We start from the raw sequence: 24,309 nt of genomic DNA on the forward strand, positions 1-24,309 counted from the left end.
GTAATAGGTTCTGTCATAGGCATTTTAATTGTTAAGTTAGTTATGTAATTATTTGCTTTAGTTATACATCTAGCAGCTCTAGAATCTTTATGTATTATTTCTTTATTGATTTTATGAGCGCTAAAAAAGGTCTTTGTATTCGTAGTCCTAAAAAAGGTGTTTGACTTGTTTGAGCTAGAATCAGAATTGTGAAATGGCGAGTGATTTTGAATTGTCTCTTTTTGAGTTGTCCAGCTGATAGCTTTTAAATTACTCTTTAAAATAGAGTTAGTTAAACTAGTCTCGGTTTGTTTCTTGTGAAAGAATATAGCCGCAGTACCTATTTCTACTTTAGTGAGATTTACAAGTCGTTTTCCCATTGTTAAATGGTTATTCGCTTTGTGTTTACGCACGAAAAAATAAGTAGAGGATTGGAATTTATTTCCCGCCTGTAGTTCATTAGTCTAGTAGTTAAGTAGTTTCTCAAAAACTGCATCTAGGACGCAGAATCCGTTTAAGGATACCAAAATAATAATAATAATTTAAACTACATCGCTTGTGGCGATAAAAGAGTATTTGCCGCTTTGGTTTTTGATGAGCAGTGATATATGTTGTTATATGGCTGAAAAACACATAATTGCCTCTGTGTTGCGTTTTAGTGCTAGTTAATAGTAAGCATAGTAAAACTTCAATCACTTAATACGCCACCAGTTTAGTGCTTATTAAAAGTCCTTTTTAATAGGAAGTGATTATTTTACGCAATAATACCTCTATACTTTCTTTTACCTTGTTGTTTGAATGTTCGTAATGGTTAACAATAAAGCTAAATATTAATATTCTATCCTTTCTAGTTTTAAGGTAACCGCTTAATGCATAGTTGTTCCGCAACGAGCCAGATTTGGCATAAACATAGGGTTCATTTTCTCCTGCATACCAGTCTTTCAGGGTTCCAGAAATACCTCCTGCTGGAAGTAGCTCAAACAGTCTTTTCTCGCCAAGTTCTTTATGAAGTTTTGAAAGCAAGTCGGTAATGGTTCTTGGGGTGAACATATTATATCGCGACAACCCAGACCCATCTTCCCAAACCAATTCATCTTGTTGGTTTTTAAATAAAGATGTCTTCGTTTTTTCAATGATAGCCTCGGTGCTTAGTGTGTCTTTTTCCAGTCCGCTGGCCATTAATAATATCTGCTCCGCAAATAGGTTGTCGCTTTCCTGAAGCATGTACTTATATAGTGTGTCGGAAATAGAGGTATATAAGGTTTGAGCTAATTCAAAGTTTTCTGGTTTTCCAACTAGAGTGATTTCCTTATTGAGAGTGTCTGAAAGTAGTGCGGTAAATAAATTGGTTGAATAATGAAATGGCCTAGTTAAAGTATCGACTGCTGAATAGTCTACGATATCAAAGTCGTGATTGCTAGGGAAGGCATATTCGTATTGGTTTTCAAACTCTTTTCTTTGGGTGTAACTTCTCAGACGAAAAAGAGGGTCTATCTTAAGTTTAAAATTGGGCTTGAAATAAGATGGTGATACGTCAATGGTTTTCTTCTCCTTATTAAGGTATGCTGTTACACTATTCCCATAAATCGGAAAAACAGATTTTTCGGCTGAGTAATAACCGTTAAAATCATCCCAACCCCAGCCTGGGCCAAACCTGTCATCTTCCATTGGACGTGGCCAATAATAGAGCTTTTCTGTTCTTGATTTTAGAAAGTGAAGCGCTGTTGTGTCATTGTATTCAGGGTGAAGGAAGAGCGGGTTGCCTGTTCCCCAGAAAATCAATGAGTCATCTTTAATGATATACTGTAGGGCTGGAATATTATTTCCAAGAAAATGTATGCCCGCATATAAGGTGAAAAGCTTGGTATTCGAAGCGGGAGTCATGTACTTATCCTCGAACTGACTCGCAATGGTTTTTCCATTTTTTGAATCAACCAATTTAAACCCAACAAAGGCTTGCTCAAAACCGGGTAAATCTTTTAAGTCTTTAAGAATTCTCTTCTTAGAATATCTCTGAGCATGTAAGCCTTGAATGCTAATTATAGAGCATATCAATAATATGAGTAGTCTTTTACTCATAAAAGACGGCCACTTCATCTAGCGACTTTCTTCTGTTATTGGGTACGTATACTTCTTCGGCTTCATAACCGACTGGTAAAAGCAAAAATGCTCTTTCGTTTTCTGGTCGGTTTAAAATTTTTGCCAAAAAGTTCATTGGGCTGGGGGTGTGCGTTAAAGTAACTAAGCCAGCATCGTGAATGGCGGTAATTAAAAAGCCAGCAGCCAAGCCTACCGATTCTGCCACGTAATAATTCTGATGCTTTTTTCCTTCAGGATCAAACTCAAATGGGCGTTTGAAAACAATGATTAAATATGGAGCAGTTTCCAAAAAAGGCTTTTCCCAGTTTGTACCCATTGGTTTTAAATCATCCAGCCACTCTTCGCTCATGCGTTTGGTGTAGCTTTCGTATTCTTCTTTCTCTGCGGCTTCGCGAATCTGCTTTTTTATTTCAGGGTTGCTCACTACACAAAAAGTCCATGGTTGCTTATGCGCACCTGAAGGGGCTGTAGAAGCCGACATGATTACATTCTCGATTACTTCCTTAGGAACAGGTTTGTCAGAAAAATCACGTACAGATCTGCGCGTTTCCATCCAGTCGTAGAATTTCTGGCTTCTTTCAATCATTTCAGAATGTTCATAATGAACATGTGAATACTTGATAAATTCGTGATCTTCTATAACCTTAATGTCTTGTTGTGCACTCATTGTTTTAATTAAATGACCCACAAGATAGGAAAGAACTCAGAAGTGGGAAAATAAAATAAAAAAACCCCGACTGATAAACAGCCAGGGCACGATTTGGATGTAAAATAACCCTACCCGAGGGTTGTCTGTAAGACGATTGAAAGTCGTCAATGTTTCTTTAACCTGATTTTTTGTTTTCTGGCTTTACATGATTCGCTTCTTTATTTGAATAACTCCTGCTGTCACGAATACAACAGTAGCGACTATTAAACTTTTATATACAGAAGCCATATCTGCCCATATTTGATAGCCCTCTTGCCTTACCCCACCAGTGGCGAGAATAGAATAGCCATATGGATGGTATGGAGCGTATTCCCAGCCTCTGACAACAATCATAAAGGAGATGAGCCCAGCAATGCCAATACCCAGCGGTAAAATAAGGTTTTTGGATTGTTGACTAATGAAGAATTGGATAGAAGCCATGCCTAAAGTGGCCAAGAAAATTTTAACCATGAGCGCATATTCAAAACCAAAACTGAAGTTTTCTTCGAAGCCTAAACCCGGCTGTACAATGCGCATCGACAACCCAACAAGAAGTGTAAAGGTGCCAAAAAGCATTAGGCTGATGAAGATCATACTAATGAACACCTTCATTTTTGATAGGTAGAGTGCTAAACGCGAGAGTGGTTGCGCATAAATCATTTTCCAAGTATTCGAACTGTACTCAATATTGTTGACCAATAGGGCAACCATCATCACAAAAAATGGGAAGAGAAAATTAGCAGGGTCAATGCTATACCCAAGTAATGTTGACCAAGCGTCCATCCCTTCACTAATAATTTGTGGGCCTTTTCGCCAGAAAATTATAAAGTTAATAGCGGGCACAAAGGCAGGTGCTAAAATGAGCAGCCAGAGGGTAAAGGTCTTTTTGTACTTAAATATTTCCGCTGAAATCCCTCTTTTGAGTTGTATTGCTATATTCATTGGTCTAATTTTTTGGTAAGGTTTAAGAAGATGGCTTCGAGGGTTTCCTCAGTAGATTTTAGTTGATAGACTTCAATATCGTTTTGCACCAAAGCTCTATTGATTCTTGAAATATCAGTTTTGTCAGTAATCAGCAGCGTTATCGTTTTACTGTCATGCTCAGAAATTGTGTAATTCAGCTCTTTGATTACTTCGGTTGCCTTTTGAACCTTGTCGAGCTTTATTTCTAAAAACTGACTAGAGTCGTTGTTATGAAGCCCATCGAGCTTGCCTTCATACATGATTTTACCTTGGTCAATAATGGCTACATCAGTGGCCATTTTTTCGATTTCAGTAAGAATATGACTCGAAAGGAAAATCGTTTTACCGTGTTCTTTATTTAAGCGCATAATCAATTCGCGCATTTCGATAATACCACTCGGGTCAAGTCCGTTTGTGGGCTCGTCTAAGATGAGCAGATCAGGGTCGCTGAGTAGGGCAGAAGCAAGCCCGAGTCTTTGGCACATGCCCAAAGAATAGTTTTTGGCTTTTTTATTTGCGTTATCCGTCAGCCGAACGATTTTAAGTACTTCATCAATTCTAGATTTTGAAGCACCAATCATTCGTCTTACTACTTCAAGGTTTTGTCGACCGGTAAGGTGTTTGTAGATAGAAGGGTTTTCAATCAGTGCGCCTACCTTGCCTAGGAGTTCAACCTTGTTGGGAAGAAGTTCTTGGTCGAACAATTTTACTTGTCCCGGTTCTGAATGGAAAAGATCGAGTAGAATTCTTATCGTGGTGGTTTTACCTGCTCCATTTGGCCCCAAGAAACCATAAATGCTGCCTTCGGGCACATTTAGGTTCACCTGATCCAATGCTTTAAAGCTGCCGAAATGGAAGGTTAAATTGTTGGTTTGAATAATTGACTTTGGCATTTTGTGTGTCGTTTGGGCTTAAGACGGTAGATTTTTGGTTTTGAGAACAAACCCTTGAAAAATCTGAAATCAAATTGCTGTGTCTTTTAAAAAATAATACCCTTCTACAATAACCTTTTGCTTACAACTGAGGTTAACCGAATCATGGAAAAGAAGACTACAACTAAATCTTCTAAAGCGAAGGTAAACGATTCAGAAAAACTCAAGAAAGCCTATATCGAGCACATTCTTGAACACGGAAACAGACCTGCTTCTATCTTTAAGTTTGTGAAAGAACTGAAGATTAAGGAAGAGGCTTTTTACGAGAACTTCAACTCTTTTGATACCCTAGAAAAGGAGCTTTGGCGCGATTGGCTTAGAGAAACCATTACTGCAATTCAAGCCGAAGAGGTCTATGCTGAATATTCAGCACGAGAAAAGCTTCTGGCCTTCTATTTTACCTTTATTGAGGTTCTGAAAAGCAATCGAAGCTTTATTCTGCTTACCGTTAAGAAAACGATCAAGCCAGAATTTACTCCCGCTCATTTAAAAGAATTCAGAAAGGATTTTAAAGATTTTGTGAATGAAGTTTTGGCCGAAGCCAAAGAAACTGAAGAGGTACAAAACAGGCCGTACATAAGTGATAAGTACGATGAAGGAATTTGGCTTCAGTTTTTATTTGTTTTCAATTTCTGGATGAAAGACGACTCCAAAGCATTCGAGAAAACGGATGAAGCCATTGAAAAAGCTGTCAATTTATCCTTTGATTTAATGGGGAGAGGCCCATTGGATGCCATGATTGACTTCGGGAAATTCCTTTTTCAGAATAGATAAATGAAACTAACCCTCCAAGGGTTTTAAACCTTAGGAAGGTTGTAATATATAAGATGAAAGAACAATCAAAAATACCTACAGGGAAAGTGCAGAGGGCGGCTAAGTTTGTAACAACGGGTGCCAAAGTGGGAGGTAATTACATGAAGCATTACGCCAAAAAAGTAATGAATCCGTCTCTTTCAAAAGATCAACTACACGAAGACAATGCTCGGGATATTTATAATTCTTTGAGCGAGTTAAAGGGCAGTGCACTAAAGGTGGCGCAAATGATGAGCATGGATAAAAACATGCTTCCAACTGCCTACCAAGATAAATTTTCTATGGCGCAGTATAGCGCGCCACCGCTATCTTACCCCTTGGTGGTAAAAACCTTTCAGCAATACTTTAAAAAATCACCCACTCAAATTTTTGAGACCTTCACTAAAAATGCAGTAAACGCAGCCTCTATCGGGCAAGTGCACAAAGCTACTTTAGACGGAAAGGAATACGCGGTTAAAATTCAATACCCTGGCGTAGCGTCCAGTGTGCGCTCCGACCTCAAGTTGGTGCGTCCGTTTGCGGTTCGGTTAATGAATTTAAATGAAAAGGATCTCGACCATTATATGGAAGAGGTAGAAACAAAACTGATTGAAGAAACCGATTATTTGCTGGAAGTACAGCGGTCGGTTGAAATTTCAGAAGCCTGTGCTCACATAGAAAATATTCGATTTCCGAAGTATTACCCCGAGCTTTCAGACGAGCGTGTTATCACCATGGACTGGATGGATGGTAAAGTGCTCAAGGAGTTTATAAAGTCTAATCCATCGCAAGCCGACAGAAACAAAGTAGGGCAGGCGCTTTGGGATTTTTACGATTTCCAAATCCATACTTTAAGGCAAGTACATGCCGACCCACACCCTGGCAATTTCATTATTAGCGATGATGCCGTTTTGGGAGTAATCGATTTTGGCTGTGTTAAGGTAATTCCAAATGAGTTCTATGATCCATATTTCAAGCTAATCAGAAAGGATATTCTTCATGAAGATAAGGAGCTGGAAGAACTTTTTACTCAACTACAGTTTATTTACCCCGATGACAAAGCAGACGATAAAGCCTATTTTTCTGCTGTTATCAAAGATATGATGGGGATTTTAGGTCAGCCATTTCATCAAGATGAATTCGATTTTGGTGATGATAGTTACTTTAGAAAGATCTACGAGATGGGGGAAGTGATTTCTCAATCTGCTAAGTTTAGAGAGAGTGAAAGGGCTAGGGGAGCAAGAGATGGACTGTATATTAACCGGACGTACTTTGGTCTCTATAATATTCTGAATGAATTGAAAGCGAAGGTAAAAACCACCAAGCCAGAATGGGCCATAAAAGTGGCTGTGTAGTATTACAGTTCTGAGGTGGTTGATGTTTCGATTATGAATTTTCCTTCTACTTTAACCGGTTTGATGCTCATATGGCATGGGTCAAACTTCTTGATAAAACCACTTGAAATATCTGAAGAGTTGTTTAATACTTCAATCAACACTCCTTCTATGTTATAAATCTCGAATTTGAAGAGGCCAGATTGGATAATTGAACTCATGTCCTTGAGTAATTCAGACGCTTCTTTATGCATGTTTCTATGAATCATGCTGTCTTCATTCAGAATGTTTTCTGAACGACTTAGATCATCATGGGAGTTGCATCCAGTGAACAGAACTCCCAATAAAAGTAGTGAGGTAAAAGTGTATTTCATTGACTTCAACTACTACCAATTTGATAGTGAATACCCCACTTTGTTTTCTTCAATTTGCTCAAAATAGGTGAATCACCTATAAAGTCATTTTCGCCTAATGCTCCTCGTTGTGTTGCCTCATAACCTCATCCTTAATTTGTTGTCTTAGCAACTTCTGATTTTTAATAAAAAGTTTTAATAATAGAAAAGCCACAACAAGGTGTAGCGCAATATATACCCAACGATTAAAGCTAAACCCAAGGTAGTCATAAACCTCCCTGGGTTTAATCATGGAGCTTATCCCGTTGGCTAAATAGAAGATACCACCCACTAGAAATAACCATCTCCATTTTATTCCAAAGCGCTCGGAACGCGATCTTCTATCATCCATATTTGTTGGTCATGTATTCGTACGAATCCGTAATTAAGAGCTTCAATATTTCAATATCAACGTCTTCAATTTTCTTAATATATAGACATGACTTTCCCGTTTTGTACTTGCCCAGCCTTGCCATATAGTCTTCATATTTTTCAAAACCGGGCATTATGTATAGTGTAAGGTTTTGAACCCTTGGAGAAAATCCGATTTTCAGAAAATCACCTTCTCTTCCGCTGTCATATTTGTAATGATAAGTACCAAAACCAACAATGGAAGGTCCCCACATTTTTGGAGCTTCTCCAGTGATCTCTTCCATTAGGTTTTTAATTAGAACACAATCGTTCTTTTTCTTTTCCTCTGCTATACTGTTTAAAAAATCGGAAACACTTGCATTGGTTTCGGTAGTCTTGTTTTGTGCTTTTGTCATGAGTTAAAAAAATAAGGGTAAAAAATAAGTATGCCTATAATTGCAGCGGCAACAGCTGTAATCAGAACAGCCGCAGCGGCAATGTCCTTTACAATTCCTGCCTTTGGGTTAAATGCTGGCGAAACTAAGTCAACTAGCTTTTCGATAGATGAGTTAAAAAGTTCGGCCACCAAAACCATTGCGATTGCTGAAATCACCCACAACCACTCATTCATAGTCAAGTTTACGTAAGCGCTCAAAGCAATAACCAACAATGCTGCGAACAAATGAACTCTGAAGTTATGTTCGTGCCGAACTACATGCCAAAGCCCTTTGAAAGCAAAATTGAAGCTTTTTAACCTTGCCAAAACTGAGAATTTTTCAGACATCCGTTAAAAGTAAGAAGATTTATAACGCAATGAAAAGTAGGTTCGTAAAAGCACGAGGACTAATTTTGGGTGTTATGCAAAAAACTAAATATTTCTACCTAATTCTTATACTCTTCTGCACCACCTTGAGCTGCGATAATGACAAAGCAAAAGCTGGTAGGTTTTTATTGATGGGGAATAATGAATTGGCCAATTTAAACTATAAAGAAGCCATTAGATTATATACTGAGGCTATTGGCAAAGATCCACAGTTTAAAGAGGCTTATAATAATAGAGGTGTAGCACTTTATAAAAGTGGCCATTACGCAGAAGCCCTCAATGATTACACTTTCGCGATAGTGCAAATAGACCCAACGTATACCGATGCATATAAAAATAGGTTTGAGGTGAATTTGGTTTCAGGCAGCTACCAACGGGCTTTGGAAGATGCGGAATACTTGGCTACTGTTTACCCCGACAGCGCATATACTTACCTTTATCAAGGTTTGGCATTAACCGACCTTAAGCGCTATGATGAGGCCATTTCTAAATTTGATATGGCTTACCAGAAGGATCCTGAGAATGTGGAAGCTGTGGTAAACCAAGCCAATGCATATTACATGTCTAATCGATATGAAAAAGCTCGTGAATTACTTCAGAAAGCAATAAGTATTGATGCAACCGAAGCAAATATTTATAATACTTTGGCCTTAATAGCTACTCAAGAAGGCGATTTCCAGGAAGCTTTGAAGCAAGTAAATCAAGCCATAGAGATAGATAGCAGAAATGGCTACTTCAGTAATAACAGAGGTTTTATATACTTAAATTTAGGCGAGCTAGAAAAAGCCGAAGCAGATATAAATATGGGAATCAAGCTTGACCCTAGTAATCCTTGGGCTTACCGAAATAAGGCTATTTTCTACTATGAGAATAAGAGCTTCGATGCAGCTTTAAGAAATATAGAACTGGCCGCGCAGTATGATGACTCCATTCCATTACTTAATCATTATTGGGGTTTAGTATTGGTTGAATTAGATAGAATGGATGAAGCCTGCGCTAAATTTTCATTATCAGAATCTTCAGAAAAAGAGATGCTTATAAAAAAGTATTGTAAGTAAAGGATAAGACCTTTTCCTCGAAAGTACCTGCCGCCTTTTATATCTGAAAGGCGGTTTTTTTGTTTCTTGAAATAATTTTCAATACCAATGTTAACAAGTCTTAACAACATGCCGTCTACCCTTTGATTATGGATGTAGCACAGTTCAAAACGGACGTTCTGCCTTTAAAGAACAAACTTTACCGCTTTGCCTTCAACATTGTAAAAGATGAAGAATTGGCCAAAGATGTGGTACAAGAATGTATGATTAAGGTGTGGGAAAAAAGGGATGAAGTAAAACACATTAATAACCTGGAAGCTTGGTGTATGCAAGTAACCAGAAACAGGGCTCTAGATAAGCTGAGGTCTAAACATGTTAAGAAAACGGATCTTTTTGAAGTCGAATTTGACACTAGAAAAGAAAAGGACACGCCAGTTGTACTTACCGAACGAAACGAAATTATGAACCGCATTCAATTTTTAATTGATGCACTTCCTAGTCGACAACGAGAGGTAATGCAGTTGAGAGATATTGAAGGCTATAGCTATAAAGAAATAGCAGATATGCTTGAGATTGACATCAATTTGGTGAAAACGAATTTGTTTAGAGCACGCAGAAAATTGAAGGAAAGCCTTATTAAAGAAAATGCTTATGGACTCTAGAATAGAGCAATTGTTAGAAAAATACTGGGCTTCAGAGTCAAGTATTCAAGAGGAAAAAGAATTGAAGGAATTGATGACCAATGCCGACAATTCAGAGGAGATGGAAGAACTGAAGGCCATGTTTGGGTACTTTCAGTCGGAGCAGGAGCTTAGTTTGGGTGATGATTTTGATCAAGAAGTTTTAGCCATGATTGAGGCAGAGCCTGAAACAAAAGTAATCAGCATATCTGGCTATTTTAAAAGATATGCTGGAGTAGCTGCTGCAATGCTGGTATTAATTACAAGCTCGTACTTCTTTATGCAACAGCAAAAAACATATGAGCAAGAAGATACATTTGACTCTCCTGAATTGGCACTTCAAGAGCTTAAAAAACAACTTGTAATGGTTTCAAACTATATGAATTCAGGCTCAAGCAATCTTGATAAACTTGGTAGTATGAGCAAAATGGATGCAGGAATGGAAAGTCTTAAGTACATGGGAGATGCGGCCAGAGGAATGGAGCCAATTAGTGAAATGGATATTTTAGAAGAGAAATTTTAAAAACTTAAAATAGAGAACAATGAAAAAGTTAGTAATGATTATGGTAATGGCCGTGATGGCCTTTGGAGCACAAGCTCAAAATGATGCGATTTCAAAGTATTTCGCGAAGTATGAAAAGGATACTGAAAAATTTAGTGCGGTATCATTCAGTGGTAAAATGTTTGCCATGATCAATTCTATTCAGGTAGAAGATGATGAAGATAGGGCTTTGGTTGAATCCTTAGGTAAAATCAAAGGAGTAAAGGTTCTCTTTGCTCAGAAAAATGTTGATGGAGCCGCTATGTATAAAGAAGTAATGGGCGCTATCAAAGGCAAAGACTTTGAAGAGCTAATGTCGGTAAGAGATGAAGAAAAAGACATCAAATTCTACATCAAAGAGAAAGGCAATAAAATTGACGAACTCTTTATGGTAATGGGTGGAACTAATGAGTTTGGAATGATTAGCATTGTTGGTGACGGTATCGATATCAACCAATTGTATAGACTTTCTAAAAATCTAGGAATGGACGAATTCAAACACTTAGGGGGTAAATAAACCCCTTATCCTTTTTGAAATTCAAAAGCTCAATAGCTTTTTATATTTGAATTATGCGCAAAACAACACTGATATTAACACTGGTCTTATTCTCCACTCTTGCTTTTGGTCAAAGCAAGAGTGTTGAGGAATTTAGGAATGATAACGAGCCAACGCTAAAGCTCTTTTTTTATAAGAGTACACTTAAAATGTTTGCCAACATACAATTGAAAATGGCAGACGAAATGGAAGAGCTACCCGACTTTTCTTCTGTAATCAAGAATATAGAAAAGGTAAAGTTCTTTGTGTTCGACAAAGAGAAGTATGCGATGGACGCCCCTATGTTTTCTAAACTTGAAGAAGACATTCTTTCAGAGGGATATGAATCCATGATGTCAGCGCGAATGTCTGGTGCAAACATGAATTTTTTAATGAAGGGAACAGCTGAAAAACCTAAGGGGTTTGTAGTAGTAATGCGTACAGAAGAGGGGGTTAGCTTGGTTGATATTGAAGGCTACCCAGATTTAAAGCAAATTATGAAGTTCTCAGAATTTATGAGCAAAAATACCAGCGGCCTAAAGTCGATCATAGACGCTTTTAATTAGTAAAATACAGGAGCTGGTTTTGGATGGGCCGGTTGCTGAGTACCAATAAAACTCAAAAAACACGATTTGGAAACTGTATTGTCAATTAAAGGCCTCTCCAAGCAATATGGAAAGGTCAGGGCACTTGATAACCTCAATCTTGAGGTGAAGAAAGGAGACGTCTTCGGAATTCTCGGCCCTAATGGTAGCGGAAAAACGACTACCCTCGGTATTATCTTAAGTGTAATCAACCAAACCAGCGGTCAGTTTGAATGGTTTGGCGAAAAAGCCAACAAGGATACCCGAAAAAGGATTGGAGCCATTTTAGAGCATCCCATTTTTTATCCGTACCTCACTGCGGTTCAAAACCTCAAAATTGTTTGCGATATCAAGGAAGTCCCTTACGATAGGGTAGACCAGGTATTGACGCAAGTGGGACTTGATGAGCGCAAGGATACGAAATTCAAAACCTTCTCGCTAGGTATGAAACAGCGTCTGTCCATAGCGTCAGCATTGCTTTGTAACCCTACGGTAATGATTCTGGATGAGCCTACCAATGGTCTTGACCCTCAGGGAATTGCCGAAATCAGAGAGCTCATCATTGAAATTGCCAATAGTGGAAAAACCATCATTATTGCTAGCCATTTACTAGACGAAGTTCAAAAGGTATGCTCACACTTCTGTGTACTCCAACGTGGGAAGCTGATCTATAACGGGTTGGTGGAAGACGTAGGCAAAGGTTCAGTTTCGGTGGAAGTAAAGGCCGATCATGACGACTTGCAAACAGTTTTGGAAGAGTCTGGTCTTGGAACAAAAGTAAAACGAGAGCTTGATAAATACATTATGACGATGGAGGGAGATCATTCCGCTGCCGAGGTAAATGCCTATTTGTTTAAGAAAGGAATCGTTGCAAAGCATTTGCTAGTACAATCGAAGAGCCTTGAAAAGCAATTCTTAGAAATTTTAGCTGGTAATAAAGAAGGAGGTGCCCAATGATGAGATTACTGAAAATAGAACTGAAAAAAGTAATGCCAAACCGTGCATTTAAGGTATTGGCCATTATGTATATCGTAGCAATGGTGATTATCAGTATGGGTGTTATGCCATTCTTTCAATACTTAAAATCTAAGTTTGCAGATTTTGATATGGATGGAATTGATCCCACCATTATTCCGTTTTATGAGTTTCCAGACATTTGGCAGAACCTCACAAGTGTAATGATTTGGTTCAAAATGTTGTTGGGCTTTAGTTTAATATTCTCCATTACTAATGAATATTCATACAGAACCATCAGGCAAAATGTAATTGACGGTCTTACTAAGAATGAATTTATCTGGTCGAAGATTATTATGGCTGGGTTTTTAAGTGCGATGTCAACATTAGCTTTGTTCGTGTTAGGCTTGATTACAGGCTTTATTTATTCGAGTGAAATATCTTTCTCGCTTGTTTTTAGCGATGTTTATTTCCTATTGGCCTTTTTCTTCCAGCTATTTGCATTCTTATTGTTTACTCTTTTTGTAGGAACGCTGATAAGAAAATCAATTATTGCTATGGGGCTACTGATCTTTTGGGTTTTAGCTGTTGAAAATGGGTTTTACGTTTGGAGCAAGGTGAAGAGTATTGATTGGGTTGAATACCTTCTTCCTGTAAAAAGTATTAATGCGTTAATTCATAACCCATTCCCGAAATATGTTTTTATGGAAGTGCAGGATTACATTGCTTGGCACGAAATGGGGCTTGTGATATTGTGGGGTGCTTTGTTTTATTGGGCTACAACAAGGTTAGTATTGAAAAGAGATTTATAGAAAACTCCCTTTAACTTAAAGCAAAAGCCCTGTTAGTTGTAAAACTGACAGGGCTTCTTTTTGGTCATTGCGAGCCTGTTAATACTATTTGTAGAAGTGCCGATTAGGCGAAGCAATCTCTTCTTTCAAATTACAGAAACTGTTGTTTTAAGTCGGCTTCGTTTCAGTCCATTGCAAAGCATGGACTGCGCATTGCAGTGACGTTTTTAGTTAGTTTAAGGAATCCACTTAATGTCTTTAAAGTTGGGTTTACGCTTTTCTAAGAAAGCATTTCTGCCTTCTTTGGCTTCGTCTGTCATATAGGCAAGCCTTGTGGCTTCTCCAGCAAACACCTGTTGCCCCACCATGCCGTCATCGGTTAAGTTCATGGCGAATTTTAGCATTTTGATAGAAGTTGGTGATTTCTCTAGAATCTCTTGTGCCCATTGGTAAGCAGTATCTTCTAGCTCATTATGAGGAATTACTGCATTCACCATACCCATTTCAAAAGCATCTTGAGCTGAGTAGTTTCTTCCTAAGAAGAAGATTTCTCTGGCCTTTTTCTGGCCTACCATTTTAGCCAAATAAGCTGATCCGTAACCGCCATCAAAACTGGTGACATCGGCATCTGTTTGCTTGAAAATAGCATGTTCTTTACTCGCTAAAGTAAGATCACAAACCGTGTGGAGGCTATGCCCACCACCAACAGCCCAGCCTGGCACCACGGCAATCACTACTTTCGACATAAAACGGATTAAACGTTGAACCTCTAGAATATTCAACCTTGGCATTCCATCGTCATCCACATAGCCTTGGTGACCTCTAGCGTTTTGGTCGCCACCGCTGCAAAATGCCCAGCCACCATCTTTGGCCGATGGGCCTTCGCCCGAAAGTAACACCACACCAATGGAAGTGTCTTCGCGGGCATCCAAAAAAGCATCAAAAAGTTCTGCTACAGTTTTAGGTCGAAAAGCATTGCGCACTTCTGGGCGATTGAAGGCAATTCTAGCTACGCCATCGCCTGATTTTTTATAGGTGATGTCTTGATATTCTTTAACGGTGGTCCAATTGGGTGTATTCATAACGCTTTATTTCTTGCTAATATAAAATTTTTGATTGTGAGGCTGATTCAAACATCATCCTGAAAATATTTTTTTTCGGCTACAAAAGTGCCAAAAGGAAGCAGTGACGCCAGTAATGACAGAAATGTAACTCCAATAGACCATTGTTTTTGTTTGGCTACAATTAGTACCCATAGACAGTAACTAACAAATAAAACTCCATGGGCTAAGCCTACAGGGTGGGTGGGTTCTGGAATATTGAAAATGTATTTTAAGGGTACGCAAATTCCTAACAGAAGTAAATAGCTTATTCCTTCTAAAATGGCGAGTAAACGTAGTGTTTTTAAGTGGCTCATTGGGCTGAATCCTTTTGCTGCGAAGATAAGCAATGTAGTATTTGGCCTTATGCTTTATCTCTCTTTTTTGGCTATGAAGTCGAGTAAGTTGTAATAATTCTAAATGTACTGGCGCTGTAATGTATTCACCGTATAATAACTTTATGCTATTTTTTTACAGCCGAAAGTAGTAGTATTAGCCACGTATTCCCTTTTTGGAATGAAAAACGATATTAAAATGAACTCAATGAAAAAGAAACTTGCATCAGTGATAGCCGCTGTGGTCATTTTGGCTGGCAGTACGAGCATTTTGAAAGCGCAGGATAAGCTGAAAAGCATGCCTGGTTATGATCAATACCAGAAGATAGCACCGCAAATTAGATCATCCGTTGTTCCGGGTAGCCTCTTCGTTCAGTGGAGTGACGATGGATCATCTTTTGAATATACAAAGGATGGTAAAAGGTACCGTTACGATGTTAAAAAGAAAAAGGCTACGGAAATCGAAATGCCTGAACCAGCCTCAAGAGGCAGAGGTTTTAGCCGTGGCCCAGCCAGAGGTAGACAATTTCCTTCGGCAGATTCTCCTGATGGTAAACTAAAGGCCTTTACCAAGGACAGAAACATGTACTTGAGTAACCCTGACGGCAGCAATGTAATTGCCATAACTACAGATGGTAATGCTGAAAACCAAATCAAATACGGTATTGCTACTTGGGTTTATGGTGAAGAACTTGGTCAGCGTACTGCTATGTGGTGGTCGCCAGACAGTAAGAAAATTGCTTTCTACAGATTTGACGAGAAGAATGCTCAGAAATATTACGTGCTTTTAGATCAATTAAAGCTATACGATTCTCTTGAGGTAATGTCATACCCTAAAGTAGGTGCCGACAACTTACCTGTGGATTTAATGGTGTATGATGTAGACACCAAGCAAATGAAAAAATTAGATGTTCGTGATGGCAAACCATTTAATGATGGTGCTGTAGGAACTTACCTTTATGGAATGGATTGGACGCCTGATGGAAAGGAATTGCTTTTCCACAGTACCAACCGTAAGCAAGACATCATGGAATACCGTGCGGCTGATCCTGTTACAGGAAAATCTAGAGTTGTAGTTCGCGAAGAGTGGTTGCCAAGTTTTACTAAAAATACGCCTGAAATTAGAGTGCTGGAAGACGGAAAACGTTTTGTTTGGGCCTCTGAGCGTACAGGTTTCAACAACTATTACCTGTACAATTTCGATGGCACTTTAATCAATGCGATTACTGATCATCCTTTTGAAGTCGCTAACATTGTTAAGATAGACGAGAAAGCTGGCGAAATGTATTACATGGCCAGAAGTGGTGAAAACCACATGAAAATGCAATTGCACAGAGTGAGATTAGACGGCACAAAAGACACTCGTTTAACTGACCCTAAATTTAACCATAGCGTAAACATTTCTCCTGACGGAAAGTATTTTGTGGATGTAGCCCAAACGCATAACATTGCACCCTTCACCAATTTGGTTGATTCAAAAGGTAAAATAGTGGCTGAATTGGCTCAAAGCGATTTGACTAAATTCAATGAATTAGGGTTGAAAAAAGCAGAGGTATTTACCTTCACTTCAGCTGATGGAGTTACTGAGTTACACGGAATGATTCATTTCCCTTCTAACTTCGATCCTAACAAGAAATACCCTACACTTTTGGCTAACTACGGTGGTCCGGCTACAAACGAATTCTCTGAGAATTTCTCCCTTCCAAGCGCATTGACTGAGTACGGATTTTTGATCGTTAGTATTGATGGTAGAAACGTGAGGGGTAGAGGTAAAAGATTACTTGATCAACTTTATGGTCACCTAGGAATTGTAGAGCAAGATGATTTTGCAGAAGGTATTAAGTCACTTTATAACCGCCCTTACTTCGATAAGAACAGAGTAGGTGTATACGGTACTTCTTATGGAGGAACTACGGCTGCAATGAGTTTATTGAGGTTCCCAGATGTATACCAAGCGGCTGTTGCAAATTCAGCTGTTGCGGACTGGGTTTTTTATGATAACATCTATACGGAGCGTTACATGAACCTATTGGAGGATAATAAGGCTGGTTATGATAACTTCAGATTAGCTAAGTATGCGCCAAACTTGAAAGGTGAATTGATGATTTATTACGGAACTGCCGATAACAACGTGCACCCTTCAAACTCAATGCAATTGATCAAGGCTTTGCAAGATGCAGGTAAGAGCTTCGAAGTGCAAGTAGGGCCAGATAGAGGCCATACTGCTGTGAATACAGAGCGAATGATGGAATTCTTTATTCGTCATTTAGTAATCGATAGCGAAAACAAGTTGAAGATAGAGCGTAAGTAAAATTACTTTCTAAAAGAAGAATTGAGAGCAGTACTCTAGGTGCTGCTCTTTTTTTATGCCGTAGCTTAATTGAGTAATTGAGATATGAGAGATACACTAAAAATTGTCAGCATAAACCAACCGATAAAGCCTTCGATAATAGCTAAATAGCGGGGGAGACCTTTGATAGGGATTTCGCCAAAGCCTAAAGTAGTAAAAGCGTTTATACTTAGCATAAGTGCATTAAGTACACGTATAGAAAGATCAAAGCCAACGCCAATAACTAGGTAGGTGCCAATTTGTATATTTTTCCAACGTTTTTGTAAAGGATTGAGCGTATGCCATTTGCCACTGAGAATGTCTGTGGTTTTAAGAAAACTACTTGTCAGTTTTGTGCTTATCATTGCCATATTATACACTGGCTTGGACCAAGCAATGAAGAAGCGAGGAAGTTCTAACTTTCCATCTTCAATTCTTTTTTTGAAAGCCTCATATTCACTGAGCTCTTTCTTTTTTTCTACCAGATAGATATCGTTCATACCTTCTTTACTTCGGAGGTACTTTTGGAAGAAGTCGAAACGGTGTAATATTCTATGTTTACCTTGCTCGTCCCAGCTGTTGGGAAAGAACAAGTAAACTAAGGCAAATAGAATAACCACTTTTACCGAAAAAACTATTGCTTTTGAGGGTTCTGTTCCGTAATCGGAAAACACTTTAAGAAACTGATTCACCTTCCACTTAAAGAAGGTGTTAAAAGAAGGGTCTTGAGAGTAGAGGTAAGCAAGACGCTCAGTTTCCATGTTTTTAATACCAATGTAAACTGTATTTACATCTTCCAAATCGTGTTGGGCCTTATATAAATCAAGGAGCTTACCTCTCAATTTTACTTCTTGCTTATATGACTTTCCAAATTGAACGATATCATTTTTATAATTGGTCAGAATGCTGTTATTGGCTTCATAACTAATGAAGCTACTCATTTTAACAGAATCTGAAAGCGTGTTGAAATAGTCGTTATAGCCTTGTGAAGAGATCAGTTGATTGCCCCATTGTGACCATTCAAAAGTGCTGCTGGTGGTTAAGTCATCAAAATCCAACAATACATGATTGTTGAATGTGTTTTCTTCCAAAATGGAAGTGTTGAGTTCCATCGAGCCTAGAACCTTTATTTCAGCAATCCAATCTCCAAAGTTGTTTCCTGAAATATCTACTTGGTCGGTTAAATTTCCTGTAATTGTTACTCTTCCTTGATCGTAAAAAGTACAATTTTTAACAGTAACAGATACTACCGAAACCCCATTGAACCTAGAGCCCCTACCTTCTTTAGATCCCCAAATTTCAGAGTTTTCAATCCTAATTCTAGAACGCATTTTCTCATCTGTGGTACCCAAATCCATGTTTACACTTTTTTTCAACTTACTATTGGTTACCGTTACTGCTAAGTTTATCGCACGACTATTTCTATCCAGCAACTCTATGGTTTTGGCCATTGATTCTGTCGACATAATGGTTAGTCTTCCTTCAAAAGTACAGTTCATAAAGTGCACAGATGAAGTGTTGCGGAGCATTACGTTCTTGTTGAATTGTATATGGTGCAAAGCACTGGGCTGTCGTCTGTCTGGGGCATCAAAATGCACATTGGTAAGCTGTAGCTCCTTGTTTACAAAAATTGAATCAGAGTTGGCGAATGTATTTATTGAACTTCCTGGGAAACTTGTATAACTAAAGCGGCTATCGGTGCTTTGGTCATACTTAATAATTGCATTTTCGAGCCTAAAAGTAGAGTCGTTTGAGTTTTCTATCATTTCGAAAAACTCGGAATAAGTGTAGTTCTTAAACTCATTGGTTTGAGAAAATAAATACTGGGAGGCACACAAAAATAAAATCAACAAGAAAATTGATCTAAAACGAGAAGGGGTTTGCATACTGTGGTTTAAGGTTGTACTGCTATGTGAAAAGTTATGGAATATACTGAAAACAGCGGCCGAATCAATATTGGGTTGTTTTTTAGACGAGCATAGGGTGTTGTAGTTTAATAACGAACTTCATTTTAGTTGATGTGTCCAAATTAAATTTTGATTACAGGTAAAAAGTAAATTGATAATTTGGTGTAAGTTTTTGTGAGTTCTTTTCTACCTTTAAAAGAAGGCGATGGGATGTTGGAGTTGGGATTGTAGCCTTTATTATCAATCAACCTTAATGATTTTTTTACTACTATGAATGTTCTTTTAAGTTATCCCATTTTCCCCACAAGCTTTTGGTCATTTGAAAAGGCTGTGCAAGGCATTGGTAAAAAGGCCTTTATGCCGCCTTTATGTTTGGTAACGGTTGCCGCCTTGCTTCCTCAAGATTGGAACTTCCGGTTGAGAGACCGAAATATTGAACCAGTAACTGAAGAAGATTGGGATTGGGCAGATGTGGTTATGTTTTCTGGCATGATTGCCCAGAAAGAAGACTATTTAGCTCAAATTAGAGAAGCAAAACGAAGGGACAAACCTGTTGTGGTGGGTGGACCTTATGCTACCTCTTTACCTAATGACTTTATCAATGCTGGTGCAGATTACTTGGTTTTAGATGAAGGGGAATACACAATTGGCCTCTTTGTAGATGCTTTTAACCGAGGAGAGAAATCTGGCATTTTCAGGTCTAAAGACAAACCAGATGTTACTTTGAGTCCTGTTCCTCGTTTTGATTTGCTAGATATGGACGCATATTTTCTGATGGCAATTCAGTATTCTAGGGGCTGCCCGTTTCAATGTGAGTTTTGCGATATCATTATTCTGTATGGCCGAAAACCGAGAACAAAAACCTTCAGTCAGGTAGAAAAGGAACTTGATGCTCTTTTAGAACTAGGTTGGAAAGGAGGAATCTTCTTTGTAGACGATAACTTTATTGGCAATAAACGAACTGTCAAGCCATTTTTAGAAAAGCTCATTGATTGGCAAACCAATAATGGATATCCCTTTAGTTTTACAACTGAGGCCTCAATTGATATGGCACAAGACGATCAGTTGCTTGAGCTGATGGCGCACAGTAAGTTTTCTACTGTATTTATTGGTATTGAAACACCCGATACAGACAGCTTGAAACTCACCCTTAAACATCAGAATAACAGAACCCCAATGAATGAGTCGCTCGAGAAGATCGCTAAATCGGGGCTTAGAATTATGGCTGGTTTTATCATTGGCTTTGATGATGAAAAGAAAGGAGCAGGGCAACGGGTGTTTAATTTTGCTACAGAGAATGCAATTCCAGGGGTAACATTCAGTATGCTTCAGGCTTTGCCGGGTACGGCCTTGTGGGACAGACTTAAGGCAAGTGATAGGTTGTTAGATGACGCTAATTTGAACCAAACCACATTGCTTAATTTTATTCCAACCAGACCTATTGAAGATATTGCGGAAGAGTATGTAGAGGCTTTCTGGAAATTATATGATCCTAAAAACTATATGAAAAGGGTGTTCGACCATTTTATGATGGTGGGGCAAGCCGAAGTACATCGTAACCCAGAGTTGAGAAAGAAAATGGCCAATAAGCATAAAACCGACTTCGATTTTAAAGGGATTATGTTCGGTTTAAAAATGCTTGCCAAACTTGGGTTTGTAAGAAGCACACGTTTTGTTTTTTGGAAATACCTCTATAGAATGTACAGAGAAAATCCAGGGGGTATAGGTAACTTTTTGTCATTTGCTGCTTTTATGGAGCATTTCTTACCCTACAGAAAAATGGTAAAGAAAGAAATTGAAGAAGCGCTCAAGGCAAGAATGGATGGTAAAGTGCAGGTAATGAAGCCAATGATTGAATTATCGGAAGATAATGAGAAGGATATTAAATGGTATCAGGCTAGCTAAAATTTATGAATTATAGGCTCTCCATAGCAGAAACAGAAATGGAGTCTTCGGACTCCTTTTCTATGTAAATAACCAAGCCCAGTAAATTAAAAATCCCTGCAGCGGAAGCCTTACCCACAGGGCAATTATGTACCATGTCTTTTTTACTTTGTTCGTTTGGAGCATATGGATATTGGCAGGGAAAACGCCAATGAGTACGGCTATAATTCCCCAAGCACCAATTTCTTGAGTAGAAGGAAAGAGGAGTAATGTACCAAAAACGATCTCGAAAACACCACTCAAATATACCAAGGCTAAATGGTAGGGAAGATACCTCGGCATAATTCTGAGGTAGGCCTTTGGTTTAATAAAGTGCATAATGCCAGCTAAAATGTACATGGCACTCATGATATAAAGCGAAGTATTCTCCATGAGGGAACGGTTTAGCTGTTCAATATAAGTCAATTCGATTTGAGAACCCTACATATTAATATTGGGGTACTTAATTACTTATAAAGTCGACCAGAGGCATAGTCAATTCCAGCGCTAGAAATGTTGTATTTAGACACTAGAGCAATGGCTTTGAGTCGGGCTTCTATCAAACTAGATTCGCGGGAATTGACTAAGAAAAGAGAACTCTCGCCTATATTAAATTTGATTCTTTCTCCTTCTAGTAAGCTACTATAGTTGCTTACAGCATCTCTATATATATCTACCTGTTTTCTTAATGCAACATGTTCATTAAAGTAACTCAGTACTTTATTTTCTATTTCCAACTGTTTTTGTCGTTGCCCAAAGGCGGTATTCTCTATTTTATACTTGGCCAATTGCAGGTTGCCACGTTGTTCTCTTAAAAAAATAGGTAAGCTAAACTCAATACCCCATTTGTAGTTTTGGTTCGAAACATTATTCAGGAAATTGTCTCCTACAGGTTCGCTTAGGAAATTATAGTTGAGGTTGAGTTTTGGTTTTATTTTCTCTGCTTTCAATTTTCTTTCAATTTCTAGTGATGACAGCTTGAATTGATAAATCTGCATGTCGGGATGAGCATTAGGTACAGCATTAACATAGGCTTGTAGAGTATCAAAGGAGGTGGTGTTACTCAACTCAATTTCATCGAAAAGCGGAGGTCTGAGTTCGTCAGTAATCTCTAAAGGAGTGTTGTTTTCAAACCATAAGTAGTTTGAAAGTTCGAGCGTAGCATTTTGGTAGGCTAGTTGATATTCATTTCGACCTAACTCTCTATTCTGAACTTGAATTTTTGCTTCTAAGGTATCTATTGCAGGCTTGTCGCCAAGTAAATGACTGTTTTTAACGGCTTCAAAACGAGTAACTGCCAAGCTAACAGACTCCTCATAAACTCGATATTCATTATAGGCCTGTACCCACTTCCAATATTGTTTAATAGCATCAAAGTAAAGTTCATTCATCAGTGCTTTTTGTTCTGCCACAGTCGAAGAAGCAAATACATTGGCTTTTTGTAATGCCGCCCTGCGTTTATCTATAAACAGGCCTTGTCCTAGTGACACTGAAACACCCCCATACCAAAGACCTCCATTAGGAACTTTGTTTTCTGGATTTAGGTATACACCACTGTTTTGATCAAATCCAGTTTTAAACTCAAGTCCATACCAAGTTGGGATTTTCAAACCACTATTCAGGATGCTGTAATACTCTTTGTCTTCAAATTGCTTTTGATCAAAATTGGCGAATAACTTGGGGTCGAAGCCACCACGGGCTGCCCTTACAGAGCTTTCTCCTTGCTGAATTAGTAGTTTACCTTGCTGAGCAATAGGGTGATAATTCTCTATGTACCAAAGAAGTTGATCTTGGGTAAATATTGGACGCTCTTCTTGCCCTTGAGCAAAATGGAAGCAGATTGAAAGTAATAAGATGGTTTTTATCAATCTATTCATTACTTCTTTTTTGAACTATTGTCTGTACTGTTCTCGGCTACATAGTAGTCTGCAGGAAAGCCATTGAGCTTACGCCATAGTTCATACCATATAGGTACGTTTTTCAATAAGGCCATTCCATTAGCGCCAGAACCCACACGCAAACCTTCTGGCCAAGGTTCATCACTTGGGTCTGGGGCTACCAAAACCCTATACTGTCCGTTTGCACTTGTGAAATTGTCTATGGCTACTACATTTCCTCCGAAAGTTCCGTACGACAGGTTTGGCCAGCCAGAAAAAGCAATAGACGGCCAGCCATCAAAGATGAAACGGATCGGTTGACCTTCTCTAATGAGAGGTAGATCCATTGGTTTTATGTAGAGGGAAACGGCTAAATCATAATCTGCAGGCATAATCGTCAAAAGTTGTTCGCCTTCTTTTAAGGTTTCTCCTATACCAGATTTAATGGTTTCTGTAATGTATCCATTTTGAGGAGCCGTAATATAATGCATGCCCATTCTTACAGAATAGTTTTTGTACTGATTCTCCATTTTAGATACTGTAGCCTCAGTATCAAACTTATTCGACATGGCCGTGAATTTGTCCGATTCTGTTTTGGCAATTTTATCTTGGTACTGATTTTCAATGGAGTTAACCTCAACTTGAGCATTGATCAGTTCATTTCTGCTGCTGAGTAATTTGTTTTCAGCACTAATCTTTTTGGCTTGTGTTTCTTGAAGCTTTAAACGAGTGCTTTCCAGATCTGTGAGCGACTTTAAACCACTTTCATAAAGTTGTTCCATCCGTTTCAATTGATTCTCTGCAATTGCGTTGTTTGTTTTAGAGGCTTGAAAATCAATACTATCTGACTGAATTTTGAGCTCAATTTGTCGAATGTAGTTTTTCGCTTGCTCAAGCTTAAGCTCCTTGGTTTTTAATAAGGCTTCTAGCTGGTTATCTAAAGCGTTTATTTTTCCTGAATAGGAATTCAAGCTAGATGATTTCGAAGTGATTTGTTCTTGGGTTCTAGACAAAAGTTCAGGATCGAAATAATCGTCTTTCACTTCTGAGATGTATAAAATGGTATCTCCCTTATTTACATAATTGCCTTCCCTTACATACCACTTTTCTATTCTACCACTAATAATTGAGTTTACTGTTTGCGGACGTTGATCGGGCTGCAAAGTGGTTACCACGCCAGTTGACCTAATGTTCTGTGTCCAAGGTAAAAACAAGGCCAGAATAAAAAGCGTGAAGAATATGGCAACAAGCCGAGTGAAGATTTTACCAGCATAATAATCCTTTACCATGGCAAACGATCGGAATTTTGATGTTTCAACCTTCCCCTCAATTTTGTTTGGACTGATGTTTAGCATGCTATGA

The 24,309-nt window shown here is 38.5% G+C and carries 25 protein-coding genes; 11 read left to right on the forward strand and 14 right to left on the reverse strand.

Translation table 11 applies throughout. The annotated features are described in order from the left end of the window. Positions 1–714: 714 nt before the first annotated feature. The 4 genes from MB14_RS16615 to MB14_RS16630 all read right to left on the reverse strand — a co-directional run bounded on the left by MB14_RS16615 (position 715) and on the right by MB14_RS16630 (position 4,623). On the reverse strand, positions 715–2,058 hold the full coding sequence (locus MB14_RS16615; protein WP_165899480.1) for a D-alanyl-D-alanine carboxypeptidase/D-alanyl-D-alanine-endopeptidase: 1,344 nt from the start codon (positions 2,056–2,058) through the stop codon (positions 715–717). After that, entirely contained in the window at positions 2,051–2,746 is a 696-nt protein-coding gene (locus MB14_RS16620) for a nitroreductase family protein (protein ID WP_062593615.1), read from the reverse strand. Before MB14_RS16620 ends, MB14_RS16615 begins: the two co-directional genes overlap by 8 nt. Positions 2,747–2,929: 183 nt before the next feature. Next, positions 2,930–3,709 (reverse strand): ABC transporter permease, encoded by a 780-nt coding sequence (locus MB14_RS16625; RefSeq protein ID WP_062593617.1) that lies wholly within the window; start codon positions 3,707–3,709, stop codon positions 2,930–2,932. Beyond that, positions 3,706–4,623 (reverse strand): ABC transporter ATP-binding protein, encoded by a 918-nt coding sequence (locus MB14_RS16630; RefSeq protein ID WP_062593619.1) that lies wholly within the window; start codon positions 4,621–4,623, stop codon positions 3,706–3,708. Before MB14_RS16630 ends, MB14_RS16625 begins: the two co-directional genes overlap by 4 nt. Before the next feature lie 144 nt (positions 4,624–4,767). On the opposite strand from MB14_RS16630, the gene MB14_RS16635 reads away from it, so the two are divergent. Beyond that, complete coding sequence (locus tag MB14_RS16635) at positions 4,768–5,436, forward strand: TetR/AcrR family transcriptional regulator (RefSeq protein WP_062593621.1); 669 nt, start codon at positions 4,768–4,770, stop codon at positions 5,434–5,436. A gap of 53 nt (positions 5,437–5,489) precedes the next feature. Further along, entirely contained in the window at positions 5,490–6,809 is a 1,320-nt protein-coding gene (locus tag MB14_RS16640; protein WP_062593623.1) for an ABC1 kinase family protein, read from the forward strand. A gap of 2 nt (positions 6,810–6,811) precedes the next feature. Here MB14_RS16640 and MB14_RS16645 read toward each other — a convergent pair whose 3' ends face one another. From MB14_RS16645 to MB14_RS16660, 4 genes are all read right to left on the reverse strand, one after another. Continuing rightward, entirely contained in the window at positions 6,812–7,162 is a 351-nt protein-coding gene (locus MB14_RS16645; RefSeq protein WP_062593625.1) for a hypothetical protein, read from the reverse strand. A 94-nt stretch (positions 7,163–7,256) separates the two neighbouring features. Next, positions 7,257–7,532 carry a hypothetical protein gene (locus tag MB14_RS16650; RefSeq protein ID WP_062593627.1) on the reverse strand — a complete coding sequence of 92 codons (276 nt, stop codon included), beginning with the start codon at positions 7,530–7,532 and terminating at the stop codon, positions 7,257–7,259. Further along, positions 7,525–7,947, reverse strand: a complete 423-nt coding sequence (locus tag MB14_RS16655) for a DUF1801 domain-containing protein (RefSeq protein ID WP_062593629.1) — start codon at positions 7,945–7,947, stop codon at positions 7,525–7,527. The genes MB14_RS16650 and MB14_RS16655 overlap by 8 nt, the downstream gene beginning before the upstream one ends. Further along, a complete protein-coding gene (locus MB14_RS16660) occupies positions 7,944–8,315 on the reverse strand; it encodes a diacylglycerol kinase family protein (protein WP_062593631.1) in 372 nt (123 codons plus the stop codon). The genes MB14_RS16655 and MB14_RS16660 overlap by 4 nt, the downstream gene beginning before the upstream one ends. A 74-nt stretch (positions 8,316–8,389) precedes the next feature. Between MB14_RS16660 and MB14_RS16665 the strand changes: the two genes are divergently transcribed. The 7 genes from MB14_RS16665 to MB14_RS16695 all read left to right on the forward strand — a co-directional run bounded on the left by MB14_RS16665 (position 8,390) and on the right by MB14_RS16695 (position 13,497). Then, positions 8,390–9,412, forward strand: coding sequence for a tetratricopeptide repeat protein (locus tag MB14_RS16665; RefSeq protein WP_165899479.1), 1,023 nt, complete (start codon positions 8,390–8,392; stop codon positions 9,410–9,412). 128 nt (positions 9,413–9,540) lie between these two features. Further along, positions 9,541–10,053 carry a GFO_1088 family ECF-type sigma factor gene (locus MB14_RS16670; RefSeq protein ID WP_062593634.1) on the forward strand — a complete coding sequence of 171 codons (513 nt, stop codon included), beginning with the start codon at positions 9,541–9,543 and terminating at the stop codon, positions 10,051–10,053. Further along, entirely contained in the window at positions 10,043–10,594 is a 552-nt protein-coding gene (locus MB14_RS16675; RefSeq protein ID WP_062593636.1) for a PG0215 family putative anti-sigma factor, read from the forward strand. Before MB14_RS16670 ends, MB14_RS16675 begins: the two co-directional genes overlap by 11 nt. 19 nt (positions 10,595–10,613) lie before the next feature. Next, on the forward strand, positions 10,614–11,129 hold the full coding sequence (locus MB14_RS16680; RefSeq protein ID WP_062593638.1) for a DUF4252 domain-containing protein: 516 nt from the start codon (positions 10,614–10,616) through the stop codon (positions 11,127–11,129). A 53-nt stretch (positions 11,130–11,182) separates the two neighbouring features. Then, positions 11,183–11,713: a DUF4252 domain-containing protein gene (locus MB14_RS16685; RefSeq protein ID WP_062593640.1), complete on the forward strand. Its 531-nt coding sequence runs from the start codon at positions 11,183–11,185 to the stop codon at positions 11,711–11,713. A 66-nt stretch (positions 11,714–11,779) separates the two neighbouring features. Continuing rightward, positions 11,780–12,688 (forward strand): ABC transporter ATP-binding protein, encoded by a 909-nt coding sequence (locus MB14_RS16690; RefSeq protein WP_062593642.1) that lies wholly within the window; start codon positions 11,780–11,782, stop codon positions 12,686–12,688. Beyond that, a complete protein-coding gene (locus MB14_RS16695) occupies positions 12,685–13,497 on the forward strand; it encodes a hypothetical protein (RefSeq protein WP_132644076.1) in 813 nt (270 codons plus the stop codon). The genes MB14_RS16690 and MB14_RS16695 overlap by 4 nt, the downstream gene beginning before the upstream one ends. Positions 13,498–13,712: 215 nt before the next feature. On the opposite strand, the gene MB14_RS16700 is transcribed toward MB14_RS16695, so the two are convergent. Further along, a complete protein-coding gene (locus tag MB14_RS16700) occupies positions 13,713–14,558 on the reverse strand; it encodes a 1,4-dihydroxy-2-naphthoyl-CoA synthase (RefSeq protein ID WP_062593646.1) in 846 nt (281 codons plus the stop codon). Between the two features lie 47 nt (positions 14,559–14,605). After that, positions 14,606–14,893, reverse strand: coding sequence for a DUF3817 domain-containing protein (locus tag MB14_RS16705; RefSeq protein WP_053223068.1), 288 nt, complete (start codon positions 14,891–14,893; stop codon positions 14,606–14,608). A gap of 226 nt (positions 14,894–15,119) precedes the next feature. Here MB14_RS16705 and MB14_RS16710 point away from each other — a divergent pair, with 226 nt between their 5' ends. Beyond that, positions 15,120–17,222, forward strand: coding sequence for a S9 family peptidase (locus tag MB14_RS16710; RefSeq protein WP_084376133.1), 2,103 nt, complete (start codon positions 15,120–15,122; stop codon positions 17,220–17,222). Positions 17,223–17,287: 65 nt separating this feature from the next. Here MB14_RS16710 and MB14_RS16715 read toward each other — a convergent pair whose 3' ends face one another. Beyond that, positions 17,288–19,126: a hypothetical protein gene (locus tag MB14_RS16715; RefSeq protein ID WP_062593647.1), complete on the reverse strand. Its 1,839-nt coding sequence runs from the start codon at positions 19,124–19,126 to the stop codon at positions 17,288–17,290. 291 nt (positions 19,127–19,417) lie between these two features. Here MB14_RS16715 and MB14_RS16720 point away from each other — a divergent pair, with 291 nt between their 5' ends. Beyond that, the gene (locus MB14_RS16720) at positions 19,418–21,052 is read left to right on the forward strand and encodes a B12-binding domain-containing radical SAM protein (protein ID WP_062593649.1); all 1,635 of its coding nucleotides are present in this window, start codon (positions 19,418–19,420) and stop codon (positions 21,050–21,052) included. A gap of 60 nt (positions 21,053–21,112) precedes the next feature. Here MB14_RS16720 and MB14_RS16725 read toward each other — a convergent pair whose 3' ends face one another. From MB14_RS16725 to MB14_RS16735, 3 genes are all read right to left on the reverse strand, one after another. Beyond that, on the reverse strand, positions 21,113–21,463 hold the full coding sequence (locus tag MB14_RS16725; protein ID WP_062593651.1) for a DoxX family protein: 351 nt from the start codon (positions 21,461–21,463) through the stop codon (positions 21,113–21,115). A 74-nt stretch (positions 21,464–21,537) separates the two neighbouring features. Then, on the reverse strand, positions 21,538–22,947 hold the full coding sequence (locus MB14_RS16730) for a TolC family protein (RefSeq protein WP_062593652.1): 1,410 nt from the start codon (positions 22,945–22,947) through the stop codon (positions 21,538–21,540). Further along, positions 22,947–24,302, reverse strand: coding sequence for an HlyD family secretion protein (locus tag MB14_RS16735; protein WP_062593653.1), 1,356 nt, complete (start codon positions 24,300–24,302; stop codon positions 22,947–22,949). Before MB14_RS16735 ends, MB14_RS16730 begins: the two co-directional genes overlap by 1 nt. Positions 24,303–24,309 lie beyond the last annotated feature (7 nt).

The organism is Roseivirga ehrenbergii, assembly GCF_001593005.1.
Lineage (GTDB): Bacteria > Bacteroidota > Bacteroidia > Cytophagales > Cyclobacteriaceae > Roseivirga > Roseivirga ehrenbergii.